Source organism: Pseudomonas sp. BJa3 (assembly GCF_026343815.1).
Lineage (GTDB): Bacteria > Pseudomonadota > Gammaproteobacteria > Pseudomonadales > Pseudomonadaceae > Aquipseudomonas > Aquipseudomonas soli.
Genome location: NZ_JAOXMC010000015.1, coordinates 1 through 11,870, shown reverse-complemented (window position 1 = coordinate 11,870; position 11,870 = coordinate 1). Strand labels below are relative to the sequence as shown.

Annotated in this window: 12 protein-coding genes and 1 pseudogene; 8 read left to right on the top strand and 5 right to left on the bottom strand. The window is 65.3% G+C overall.

Annotated features, from left to right (window positions below; genetic code table 11):
* The first annotated feature begins 85 nt into the window (after positions 1-85).
* Positions 86-700, top strand: a complete 615-nt coding sequence (locus OH705_RS18930) for a LuxR C-terminal-related transcriptional regulator (RefSeq protein ID WP_267302742.1) — start codon at positions 86-88, stop codon at positions 698-700.
* Positions 701-846: 146 nt separating this feature from the next.
* Positions 847-1,014 (top strand): hypothetical protein, encoded by a 168-nt coding sequence (locus OH705_RS18925; protein WP_160291368.1) that lies wholly within the window; start codon positions 847-849, stop codon positions 1,012-1,014.
* Positions 1,015-1,093: 79 nt separating this feature from the next.
* Here the strand turns inward: OH705_RS18925 and OH705_RS18920 are convergent.
* Both OH705_RS18920 and OH705_RS18915 read right to left on the bottom strand, forming a co-directional pair.
* Positions 1,094-1,312 (bottom strand): annotated as a pseudogene (locus tag OH705_RS18920) (DUF6555 family protein); the annotation flags it as partial.
* A 102-nt stretch (positions 1,313-1,414) separates the two neighbouring features.
* A complete protein-coding gene (locus tag OH705_RS18915; RefSeq protein ID WP_023632601.1) occupies positions 1,415-1,624 on the bottom strand; it encodes a general stress protein in 210 nt (69 codons plus the stop codon).
* A gap of 324 nt (positions 1,625-1,948) precedes the next feature.
* Between OH705_RS18915 and OH705_RS18910 the strand changes: the two genes are divergently transcribed.
* Positions 1,949-6,079, top strand: coding sequence for a CheR family methyltransferase (locus tag OH705_RS18910; protein WP_094009891.1), 4,131 nt, complete (start codon positions 1,949-1,951; stop codon positions 6,077-6,079).
* Positions 6,080-6,125: 46 nt separating this feature from the next.
* Here the strand turns inward: OH705_RS18910 and OH705_RS18905 are convergent, their stop codons facing one another.
* From OH705_RS18905 to OH705_RS18895, 3 genes are read right to left on the bottom strand one after another with little or no spacing between them, the layout of a single operon-like run.
* Positions 6,126-6,677, bottom strand: a complete 552-nt coding sequence (locus tag OH705_RS18905; RefSeq protein ID WP_023631812.1) for an ATP-dependent Clp protease proteolytic subunit — start codon at positions 6,675-6,677, stop codon at positions 6,126-6,128.
* 14 nt (positions 6,678-6,691) lie between these two features.
* Positions 6,692-7,087, bottom strand: coding sequence for a low affinity iron permease family protein (locus OH705_RS18900; protein ID WP_038706118.1), 396 nt, complete (start codon positions 7,085-7,087; stop codon positions 6,692-6,694).
* Between the two features lie 13 nt (positions 7,088-7,100).
* The gene (locus tag OH705_RS18895; RefSeq protein WP_256586252.1) at positions 7,101-7,235 is read right to left on the bottom strand and encodes a hypothetical protein; all 135 of its coding nucleotides are present in this window, start codon (positions 7,233-7,235) and stop codon (positions 7,101-7,103) included.
* Between the two features lie 157 nt (positions 7,236-7,392).
* On the opposite strand from OH705_RS18895, the gene OH705_RS18890 reads away from it, so the two are divergent.
* The 5 genes from OH705_RS18890 to OH705_RS18870 are packed head-to-tail and all read left to right on the top strand — an operon-like array spanning position 7,393 to position 11,694.
* The gene (locus tag OH705_RS18890; protein ID WP_104443884.1) at positions 7,393-8,310 is read left to right on the top strand and encodes a DUF72 domain-containing protein; all 918 of its coding nucleotides are present in this window, start codon (positions 7,393-7,395) and stop codon (positions 8,308-8,310) included.
* Positions 8,307-9,080 carry an endonuclease/exonuclease/phosphatase family protein gene (locus tag OH705_RS18885; RefSeq protein WP_038706117.1) on the top strand — a complete coding sequence of 258 codons (774 nt, stop codon included), beginning with the start codon at positions 8,307-8,309 and terminating at the stop codon, positions 9,078-9,080. Before OH705_RS18890 ends, OH705_RS18885 begins: the two co-directional genes overlap by 4 nt.
* Positions 9,077-10,279 (top strand): cardiolipin synthase ClsB, encoded by a 1,203-nt coding sequence (gene clsB / locus OH705_RS18880; RefSeq protein WP_267302740.1) that lies wholly within the window; start codon positions 9,077-9,079, stop codon positions 10,277-10,279. The genes OH705_RS18885 and clsB overlap by 4 nt, the downstream gene beginning before the upstream one ends.
* On the top strand, positions 10,279-11,238 hold the full coding sequence (locus tag OH705_RS18875; RefSeq protein ID WP_267302739.1) for a lysylphosphatidylglycerol synthase domain-containing protein: 960 nt from the start codon (positions 10,279-10,281) through the stop codon (positions 11,236-11,238). The genes clsB and OH705_RS18875 overlap by 1 nt, the downstream gene beginning before the upstream one ends.
* Before the next feature lie 27 nt (positions 11,239-11,265).
* Positions 11,266-11,694 carry a hypothetical protein gene (locus OH705_RS18870; RefSeq protein WP_023631785.1) on the top strand — a complete coding sequence of 143 codons (429 nt, stop codon included), beginning with the start codon at positions 11,266-11,268 and terminating at the stop codon, positions 11,692-11,694.
* Positions 11,695-11,870 lie beyond the last annotated feature (176 nt).

Below are 11,870 nucleotides of genomic sequence, written 5' to 3'. Positions count from 1 at the left end.
GTCGGCATTTGCGGCACGCTGCGTGGGAAAAAACCGCAGGTGACTGCTAAATTAGCATGTGTCGGCTGACAGGGAGTTCCACGACGTGAGTTGCCGCATCATCGTGGCGGATGACCATCCGCTGTTCAGGGAAGCCATGGTCAACACCGTGCGGCGCATCCTGCCCGAGGCGCGCCTGGAGGAAGCCGGCAGCCTGGCCGATGTGCTCAGGCTGGCCAGCATGGGCGAGACGCCCGACACCCTGATACTCGACCTGCGCTTCCCCGGCCTCACCTGCATCGGCCGCCTCGCCGAACTGCGCCGCCAATTGCAGCGAACCACGCTGATCGTCGTGTCGATGGTCGACGACCCGGAGGTGATCTGCGAAGTCATGGCCGCCGGCGTCGATGGTTTCATCGGCAAGAGCGTCAGCCCCGAAGCCATCGGTGCGGCCATCCTCGCCATTCGCGACGGCGAAGTGGTGGTCGACTACGCGCCCAGCGGGTTGCTGCCACAGCTGGATGCCCCCAGCGAGCTGGAACAGCTCACCCACCGCCAGCAGGACGTGCTGCGCCTGATCGCCCAGGGCAAGACCAACAAGGAGATCGCCCGGGCACTGGACATCTCGCCATTCACCGTGCGCATCCATGTGTCGTCGCTGCTCAAGACCCTCAATGTGCCGACCCGCACGGCCGCTGCGGTGAAATATTCCGGCAACTGAGCGACCGCTGGTCGGCGCGCCGTGGCATGCAATCGACCCTTCAAGTGCTTTGCAACCTCCCAATCCATGAGGGTGGCGATGTTCACGCCTGTGTTCGGCCTGCCCGAGCGTGGGCCGTTTTTTCACTCTGAGGAGAGGATGACGACATGAGCACGAAACACTGGATGGGCGGTGGCGATGTGCAGAGCGACTGGCCGGAACTCGAGCCAGACCGCCGCAACGATCAGGCCGACGACCCGGATGCCGACCCGAACCTGACCGAGGAAGAGAACCGCCCCGCGGTTCCGGCCAGCGACCCGGAGTCAGGCGCCTGAGTGTGCATGGCAGTGAAAGAGCGGGCCAAGCCCGCTCTTTCACTGAAGTCTATTGGCTGCCCAGGTCCACGCCGGTTCACACCCTCCAGCGCACCTCGGTTATCCCATGCCGTTCGGCCATGGGCCGGCTGACTTTCTTGATGCGCTCGCGTCCGAACTTCGGAATGATCCCCAAACCCGCGTCGCAACTCGCCCAATGCCAGGCCTCGGCATTGTCCATGTGTTCCTGGCGGATGATGAAACGTCGTGGCTGGCCGTGCAGCAGGTATTCGATGGTAAACAGCTGGGGACTTGGCATTGACGCAGGCCCTCCTCTTCTCCATGGATGACTTTCTGACAGATCACGTCGTTCCATGAAAATTCAAAAAATGTCCACAACAGCAAGGGAGGGCCCGCAAGGTCACGAACCGCTGGTGCTCCCGTGGCTGTTGCGACCACCCTTGCGGCCGGCCTCGGAGGCGCGGGCGCGGTCATTGGCGAAGTTGCCGCCAGAGTTGCGGCCACCCTTCTGGCCCGCCCGCGAGGCCCTTTCACGGTCGTTGGCGAAGTTGCCGGGGTTGGTTTCCTTGGTGCCGCCGCGTTGTCCGGTCTGATCCTGGTCACGAGCCATGACGTTTCTCCTTTACGCTGGATTGGACGTGCCGCGCGAAGATGCCGTGCACTTAATTACGAACAGGGGCGCAAGCCAACGGCTCATTTGTTGTATCGAGGTTCTGACCGACGGCACTTATCCACCTGGCCAAGGGTCACAGCTCTGACTACTGACGGTGGACGAAGGAGACGCCCCCATGCACCGTGCTTGCCGACCGCTTACCCTCGTATACCGGCCCTTGCTTGGCGCCAACCGCTCGTCGGCGGGATGAACAGCAGCCTATAATCTGCGCCCAGTGCCCGACCAAGCGGGCCATTTCCAGGTCCGTACAAGGCTGATGCCATGAAGTCCTCCAGCAAAACGTCCCTCGCCTCGCCGCACAATCCGGCACTCAGCCCGAGCCACCTGGATTTCCCCGTGGTCGGCATCGGCGCCTCGGCCGGCGGCCTGGAAGCAATCCGCACCTTTTTCCGCCACACCCCGCAGGACTGCGACATGGCGTTCGTGGTGGTGCTGCACCTGTCGCCGGACCACCAGAGCCAGGCCGACCGGATCATCCAGGCGGTGACCAGCATGCCTGTGCGCCAGGTCAGCGAACCAGTACCGATCGAGCGCAATCATGTCTATGTGATTTCGCCGGCCAATCGCCTGTCGACCAACGACGGTTACCTGCGCGTCAGCCCGGCCAAGCGCAGCCGTGGCGACCATGTGGCCATCGACCTGTTCTTCCGCGACCTGGCCGATGTGCACAAGGATCATGCATTCTGCGTGGTGCTGTCGGGCACCGGCAGCGACGGCGCCGTGGGCCTGTCGCGGATCAAGGAACAGGGCGGCGTGACCCTGGTGCAAGCCCCCGAGGATGCCGAATACCCCGAGATGCCCCGGGCGGCGCTGGCCACCGGCATGGTCGACCTGGTGCTGCCGGTGGCCGAGATGCCCGCCCGCCTGGTCGAGATGTGGCGCACCGCCCGCCAGGTGAAGTTGCCGCGCATCGACGACGACAGCCTGCCGCCCGCGCTGGGCGAGCGCGAGGGTGACCCGGCGGCGTGCGACCCGCTGCTCGACGAAATCCTGTTGTCGCTGCAGGACAACACCGGCCACGACTTCAGCCATTACAAGCGCGCCACCGTGCTGCGCCGCCTGGAGCGGCGCCTGCACGTGACCGGCCAGACCGACCTGGCCGGCTATCGCGACTACCTGCAATGCCATCCGGACGAATCACGGGCGCTGCTGGCCGACATGCTCATCGGCGTGACCAACTTCTTCCGTGACCGCGAGGCCTTCGAGGCCCTGCAGCGCCATGTGATGCCAGGCCTGGTGAACCGCGAAGGCAACGAAGAGCCGGCCAGCGAGGTGCGTGTTTGGTCGGCTGGCTGCTCGACCGGCGAGGAGGCCTACAGCCTGGCCATGCTGGTAAGCGAACAGCTGGCGATCGAACGACGCAGTGCCCAGGTGCAGATCTTCGCCACCGACCTTGACGACCGCGCCATCGGCATCGGTCGCTGCGGGCAGTATCCGGACGCCATCGCCACCGATGTGTCGCCGGCCCGGCTGCGCCAGTTCTTCCTCAAGGAGGACCAGCATTACCGGGTGCGCAAGGAAATCCGCGAAAAAGTCCTGTTCGCCCGCCACAACCTGCTGTCCGACCCGCCGTTCTCGCAACTGGACCTGATCGTCTGCCGCAACCTGCTGATCTACCTCGACCGGGAGGTGCAGCGCGATATCCTGCGCCTGTTCCACTTCGCGCTGCGCCCGGGCGGCTATCTGTTCCTGGGCAGCTCCGAATCCACCGACCTTGCGGCCGACCTGTTCGTCGCCGTGGACAAGCGCAACCGCATCTTCCGCGCCCGTGAAGTGGCGGCCGTGCGTCATCCGGCGCGCCTGCAAGCCCCCGAGCCTGCGCTCGCTCCGGCGCCGGCCCGGGCACGCGCCGCCCGCAAACTGTCCTATGCCGAAATCCATCACCGCGCCCTCGCCCGCTGCACGCCGCCGAGCCTGGTGGTCGATACCGAGGGCAATATCTTGCACATGAGCGAGGGCGTGGGGCGCTATCTGCGCCATGCCGGCGGCGAGCTCAGCCACAACCTGCTCAACCTGGTCCTCACGCCGCTGCGTCCGGCCCTGCGCAGCACCTTGCTGCAGGCCCAGGGCAGCGGCCAGGCGGTAACGTCGCGCACAGTTTCCCTCGACCTCGACGAGCATACCGAAGGGGTACGCATCCTGGTCCAACCGCACCAGGACGAACCCAGTGGCAGCGAGTGCCTGCTGGTGGTTTTCCAGAGCGGCGAAGCCGACAACGCGATCACCCGGGCACCCGGCGTCGAACAGACCGAAGGGATGCTGTTGGGCAACCTGGAGCGCGAACTGCACCGCACGCGCCTGCAGTTGCAGGAAACCATCGAGCAGTCGGAGTTTTCCAGCCAGGAGCTGACCGCCTCCAACGAAGAGATGCAGGCGATCAACGAGGAGCTGCGCTCGGCCAGCGAGGAGCTGGAAACCAGCAAGGAAGAGCTGCAGTCGATCAACGAAGAACTGCTGACGGTCAACTACGAACTCAAGATCAAGGTCGAGGAAACCGACAAGGTCAACGACTACCTGAGCAACCTCATCGCGTCCACCGACATCGCCACGGTGTTCGTCGACCGCAACCTGTGCATCCGCTGGTTCACCCCGCGCGCCACCGATATCTTCAGCATGCTGCCGGTGGACACCGGGCGCTCGCTGCTCGACATCACCCATCGCCTCGACTATCCGGGCCTGGCCGACGACGCCCGGGCGGTGGTCGAACGCGAGACCACCATCGAGCGCGAAGTGGTCGGCCACAACCAGCACTGGTACCTGGCCCGCCTGCTGCCGTATCGGGCCAGCGAGCGCAACGTCGACGGCACCGTGCTGACCTTCATCGACATCAGCCAGAGCCGCGCCGCCGAGGAACGCCTGCGCCAGGGCGAGGAGCGCATGCGCCTGGTCGCCGAGAGTACCCATGATTTCGCCATCATCCTGCTTGATGAGCAGGGCCTGATCACCGACTGGAACACCGGCGCCGCGCTGATCTTCGGCTATGGCAAGGATGAGGTGCTCGGCCATCATTACCAACTGATCTTCACCGAGCAGGACCGGGCCAGTGGCTTGCCCGAGCGCGAACTGCGCAGTGCCCGCCTGCACGGTCGTGGCCAGGACGAGCGCTGGCATGTGCGCAAGGACGGCAGCCGCTTCTACTGCAGCGGTGAAGTGTCGCGCCTCAAGGGCAGCAGCCTGCGCGGCTACGTCAAGATTGCCCGCGACCTGACGGGGCACAAGCGTCTGCACGATGAACAAAGCAAACAGCTCGCTGAATCGCAGAACACCAGCCACATGAAGGACGAGTTCTTCGCGGTCATGTCCCACGAGCTTAAGCACCCGCTCAACCTGATTCAGCTCAATGCCGAAATCCTGCGCCGGTCCCCGTCGGTAAAGGGCAACGGTGTCGCCAGCAAGGCGGTCGGCACTATCTGTGAGGCGGTCTCGAGCCAAGCGCGAATCATCGATGACCTGCTCGATGTCGCGCGTATCCGCACCGGCAAGCTCAAGCTCAAGACCCAGGTGCTCGACCTGTGCGCGGTGCTGCAGGCCATCCAGGCCGTGCTGGCCAACGAGCAGCACGCCTGCGAGGTGCGCCTGGCGCTGCCCGCCGACGGCGCACCGGTGTACGTCGAGGCCGACAGCACCCGGCTCGAGCAGATCGTCTGGAACCTGCTCAACAATGCGCTGAAATTCAGCCCCGCCGGCAGCGAGATCCGCCTGGCGCTGGCCCGCCATGGCAACCAGGCGCGCCTGGAGGTCATCGACCAGGGTATCGGCCTGACCGACGAAAGCCTGGAAAGCGTCTTCGACCTGTTTTCCCAAGCCGCGCCACAAGCCTCCGGCAACCACCGCGACGGGCTCGGTATCGGCCTGTCGCTGGTGCGCCAGCTGGTGGAAGCGCATGGCGGCACGGTCAGCGCGACGTCCGCCGGCCTGGGTTGCGGCGCCACCTTCACGGTGTGCCTGCCGTTGTCCGACCCCGGACAGCAGGCCCAGCCGGATACCAGCGACGACAACATCGAGGGCCGCTTGAACGGGGTCAGGGTGTTGCTGGTGGACGACTCGGTGGAAATCCTCGAGGTGATGCAGCAACTGCTGGAAATGGAAAGCGCCGAAGTCGAGGCCTACAGCAACCCGCAGGCCGCACTCGAGGCGGCCGCCCATGGCCGCTATGACATCATCCTCTCGGATATCGGCATGCCGGTCATGGACGGCCACGCCCTGATCAAGGCCCTGCGTGGCCTGGAGCACCTGCGCTATACCCCGGCCATCGCCCTGACCGGCTACGGGGCCAGCGCCGACCAGTACCGCTCGCGCCAGTCGGGCTTCGACCGGCACCTGAACAAGCCGGTGGGCTACGACGAGCTGATCGAGGCGATCGAGGGTCTGAGCGGCTCGCTACCCTACTGACGCCCTACCCGCCCCGGCCTGCCTGTGGCCGGGGCGCCGTCGTGCCTCAGGCATGGACGCTCCACTGCACGGCAGCGGCCTCGATCGGCAGTTCGTCCACTGCGTGGATCATCCCGCTGTCGAGCGCTTCCTGGGGGCCCAGGATCCGTGGATAGGCCATCAGGTAGCGCGGCACATCGAGCCGCTCGCTCGCACCCTCGGTGCGCTCGGCGACAATCTGCGCATACAGGCGCAGGTCATAGTCCAGGCTCATCGCGTACTCGGCCATCCGTGAGTGGTCCACCGAGCCGTGCAGGGTCCAGTGGAACGGGTGGAACAGGAATTTGCTGTAGGCGCAGGCGGTACGGTGGCTGCCGGCCAGGAACAGGATGTTGCCCATCGATTCGACCGTGCCCAGGTTGTGGGTGTGCACCGGCACCGGCAGTGAGCGCAGGAAGTTGTACAGGGTGAAACCGTAGCTGCATTCGCCGCCCATGGTGGCAATGTTGATCTGCAACACCTCGGCGCCCTGCTGCAAGGCCTTGGAACAGGTGTTGATGAGGTTGCCGCAAGTCGCGGAATTGATCGGGCCGGTGTAGTGGATGATGTGTCTGGCCATGCCGTCCTCCAGGGTCAGTCAAGGGTGTCCTTGGCCGGTGCGTCGTTGCCCGGCGCCGCTTGGTCGTGCTCGCCCAGTTGCTGGTACTGCTTGCGCAGCGCATGCAGTTCGGCCGGGCCCATGTCCTCCAGGTCGAGCAGGGCCTTGTGCGCCCGCTGGGTGGTGCGCAGCAGTTCGTCGATCTTGATGTGCAGTTCGTCGTTGTCGCGGTTCTGGGTGTTCTGGATCAGGAACACCATGAGGAAGGTGATGATGGTGGTCGAGGTGTTGATCACCAGTTGCCAGGTGTCGTTGAAATGGAAGAGCGGCCCGCTCACGCCCCAGGCGATGATCAGCATCAATGCGATGACGAAGCTCGCCGGGCGCCCGCTGCGGTTGGCCAGCCATTGGGCGAAACGATCGAATTTCATGGCTAGCGCTCCCTCAGGCCGGCTGCCGGGTTTCTCCGGGCAGGCCCTTGATGTCAGGGTCGTCCGGCAGCACCTCGGGTTCTTCATCGTCTGCCTCGGTCGGTGCTGGCGGCGCCTGCACGTCTCCCGGTTCTGTCTCGCTGTTCATCGGCGTTGCCTCCATTGGCTGCTTCCCTCTGTGGTGGAGGGCCGGATGGCAGGCAAAGTTCCGGGTTTTGCGCCACCGGCCACTCGTCATTCCTGCTGAACCCTGACGCCGCGATGCCGGTCGCTAGTCAAGAGTGCACGAACGAAAGGGAGCCCTCGTGAGCGAGATCCGCATTGGCATATCCGGTTGGCGCTATGGCCCATGGCGCAAGGACTTCTACCCCAAGGGGCTGCGCCAGGACGATGAGCTGGCGTTCGCCTCGCGGGCGGTGAACAGCATCGAGATCAATGGCTCGTTCTACGCGTTGCAGACCCCCGAGCGCTACCGACAGTGGCGCGATGAAACACCGGAAGGCTTCGTCTTTTCGGTGAAGGCGCCGCGCTACATCACCCATGTGCGACGGCTGCGCGACATCGACGAGCCGCTGGCCAACTTCTTTGCCTCGGGGCCATTGCTGCTGGGTGACAAGCTGGGGCCGTTCCTCTGGCAGTTTCCCCCGAACATGAAGTTCGACGCTGAGCGCATCAGCGATTTTCTCGCCCTGCTGCCCCGCGACCGTAAGGCCGCGCGCGCCTGTGCCCGGCAGGCCGCAGAACGCTTGCAGGACAACGGTGGTAGCGCCATCCGCGGCAATGCGCGCTTGCGCCATGCCGTGGAGATCCGCCATCCGAGCTTCCTCTGCGACACCTTCATCAACCTGCTGCGCAAGCACAAGGTCGCGCTGGTGGTCGCCGACAGCGCCGGCAAATGGCCTTATGTCGAGGAAGTCACGGCCGATTTCGTCTACCTGCGCCTGCACGGCGATGTCGAGCTCTACAGCAGCGGCTACACCGCCAGCGCGCTGCGTCGTTGGCGCCTGCGCATCCAGGCCTGGGCCGCGGGTGGCCAGCCGGAGGATGCCCAGCGCATCATCCGGCGCGCTCCGGCGAAACGCGCCTCGCGGGATGTGTATTGCTACTTCGACAATGACCAGAAGGTACATGCCCCCTACGATGCCCGCCGCCTGCTGGGTAAGCTGGGCCTGGACGGCGAGCTGGTGACCGAACCCGGCGTCGAGCCGCAGGAGTCGCTATGAACGGCACCCTGCCCGCCCCCGACCGCATCATCGACAACGTCACGGCCGTAAACCGTCTGACGGTGCTTACCCTTAACGTGCACAAGGGCTTCACCCTGTTCAACCGCCGTTTCATCCTGCCCGAGCTGCGCGAGGCGGTGCGTGCCACCGGCGCCGACCTGGTGTTCCTGCAGGAGGTGCACGGCAGCCATCAGCGCCATGCCGAGCGCCATCCGACCTGGCCGCAGACTCCGCAGTACGAGTTCCTCGCCGACAGCATGTGGCCGCAGTTCGCCTACGGGCGCAATGCGGTCTATCCCCATGGCGACCATGGCAACGCGCTGCTCTCCAAGTTCCCCATCCGCGCCTACGACAACCTCGATGTGTCCATCCATGGCAACGAGGAGCGCGGCCTGTTGCACTGCCAGCTCGAAGTGCCCGGCCATGAGCAGGTGCATGCGATCTGTGTGCACCTGGGCCTGCGCGAGGAGCACCGCCAGCGTCAGGTCGACTTGTTGCTGGCCTTGCTCGAGCGCCTGCCGCCGGAGGAGCCGGTCATCGTCGCCGGTGACTTCAACGACTGGCGCCTGAAGGCCGATGCGCGGCTGTCGGTATCGCTGAGCGAAGCCTTCGGCACGCCGGCGCGCAGTTTTCCCGCGCGCCTGCCGCTGCTGCGCCTGGACCGCATCTACCTGCGCAATGCCCAGGCGTGCGAGGCACGGGTGTTGTCCAGATACCCATGGTCGCACCTCTCGGACCATGCTCCGCTGGTAGCGCAGGTGACGCTATGAAGCAGGCCTGGAGCGACGGCAACCACGTCGAACTGCTGATCAACGGCGAGCAGTACTACCCGCGTGTGTTCGAGGCGATAGCCCAAGCCCGGGAGGAGATCCTCCTGGAAACCTTCATCATCTACGACGACAAGGTCGGCCAGCCGCTGCGCCTGGCGCTGATCGACGCGGCGCGCCGTGGCGTGCGGGTGGAGGTGGCGGTTGATGGCTACGGCACCGCCGACCTGCCTGACGAGTTCATTGCCTCGATGACCGAGGCCGGGGTGCGCTTCCATGCATTCGACCCGCAACCGCGCCTGGCTGGCATGCGTACCAACCTGTTCCGGCGCCTGCACCGCAAGATCCTGGTGATCGATGGCCAGCGCGCGTTCATTGGCGGTATCAACTACAGCGCCGACCATCTCGGCGACTTCGGCCCGCAGGCCAAGCAGGACTACGCCGTGGAAGTCACAGGCCCGGTGCTGGCCCAGGTGCACGCTTCCAGCTGCCGCATGCTCGCCCCCGTGCTGGGCGGGCCAAGCGCAGTGGTGCCGGGCGTTGACGTCGCAGGTTCGATCAGCGCCGTGCTGGTGGAACGCGACAATCGTCGCCATCGCACCGACATCGAGGCGTGCTACCTGCAAGTCTTCCGTGAAGCCCGGCAACGCATCGTCGTGGCCAACGCCTATTTCTTCCCCGGCTACCGATTGCTGCGCGAGCTGCGCAACGCTGCCCGGCGTGGCGTGGCGGTGACCCTGATTCTCCAGGGGCAACCGGACATGCGCTGGGTACGCGCACTGTCGCGCCTGCTCTACAACTACCTGTTGCGCGACAATGTGCAGATCCATGAGTACTGCCAGCGTCCGTTGCACGGCAAGGTGGCGCTGGTGGACGACGAATGGTCCACCGTGGGATCGAGTAACCTCGACCCGCTGAGCTTGTCGTTCAACCTCGAAGCCAACCTGATGATCCGCGATCGTGCCTTCAACGAGGGGCTGTACCGGCATTTAAGCGAACTGAGTGCCGCGCACTGCAAGCGTGTGACCTTGGAGCGTATGGTGCGTGGCTACTGGTGGCGCGCGCCGTTGATCTTCCTGGGCTTCCACATCACCCGCTACTTCCCGCGCATCGCCGGCTGGTTCCCCGCGCACCGGCAGCGTCTGCAGTCGCTGCAGGCGGACAACCAAGCGCCGGTGGACTTCAACGGGGGCAAGACCTGATGGCCAAGTCACGCTGGAAGACCTGGGGCATGCGGCTGCTCACCCTGCTATTCCTGGTATTGATACCGGTGCTGCTGTTCACCCTGGCACGCAACCTGGACTGGAACGAAGTCCGCCAGTCGCTGCTGGCCTACCGGCCCTCTACCCTGGCCCTGGGGCTGTTGCTGGCCCTGTGCAGCTACCTGGTGTTTGCCAGCTACGATCTGCTCGCTCGCGCCTACACCGGCCACCGCTTGCCGGCCCGCCAGGTGCTGCCGGTGGCCTTCGTCTGCTATGCGTTCAACCTCAACTTCACCACCTGGGTCGGCGGCGTGGCCCTGCGCTACCGCCTGTATAGCCGGCTGGGGCTGGACACCGCGACCATCACCCGCATTCTCACCCTGGGGCTGTTGACCAACTGGATGGGCTATCTGCTGCTGGCCGGCACGGTGTTCGCCCTGGGCTTGGTCAAGCTGCCGGCAAGCTGGGCGGTGGGCGCCGGCGGCCTGCGCCTGATCGGTGTGCTGATGGTGGCGGTTGCAGCCGCCTACCTGCTCGCCTGTGCCTTCGCCAAGCGACGTACCTGGCATCTGCGCGGACATGAAGTGACCCTGCCGAGCCTGCGCCTGGCGTTGTGCCAGGTGGCGCTGGGCGCGAGCAACTGGGCGTTGATGGCGGCACTGATCCACCTGCTGCTGCCGCCGGAGCTGTTCTATCCGTCGGTACTGGGGGTGTTGCTGATCAGCTGCGTGGCAGGGGTGGTGGCGCATATTCCTGCCGGGCTGGGGGTGCTGGAGGCAGTGTTCCTTGCCCTGCTGCACGGGCAATTGGGCCAGGGCACGCTGGTGGCCGCATTGCTGGGGTATCGGACGCTGTACTACCTGATCCCGCTGTTGCTGGCGGTGATCACTTACCTGGTTCTGGAGAAGCGCGCCAAGGCCCTGCGCCGACAGGCCGGGCCAGCCCTGGACAAGCGTTGAGGGCCCTATCGGCCCGGGAGGTTCGTCATGCGGTTCATTCTGTGTGTGGCATTGCTGGGCAGCCTGCTCAGCGGGCAGGTGCTGGCCGAAGGTTGCGACGTGGTCACCCGCTCGTCCAGCGAGGCGGTCAAGCCGGTGCAGCAGCATACCTGCTACAGCTACGGCAACATGCCTGCCGAAGCGATTGCCTGGTCGTGCAGCAACGAGAGCAAGGAGATGCTCAACAGCCAGAAACGCAAGGTCGAGCGTTGCGCCGATGGCAGCGTGGGCAGCTGCATCGCCCCGCTGACCCAGGAGACCCTGGCCAATCCTGATGCCGCAGGGCGCGGCGAGCCCTCGACCCGGCCGGCCGTGCCCAAGGATGCGCGGATCATCACCTACTACTACGACACCCCAAGCCTGGGGCAGGCGCGCAGTGATTGCGAACGCAACAATGGGATCTGGCAGACGCATTGACGCGAACGCGTGGGGCCGTCGCCGTTGCCGTTGCCGTTGCCGTTGCCGTTGCCGTTGCCGTTGCCGTTGCCGATCAAGAGTCTACCCCCGAAGCCCGCGAGCGACAGCTGCGCCAGCCCAGGCGCCGCCCGTAACTTCGCGACTTCAGGAGGCCGAACGCAGGTCTTGCGGAGGGA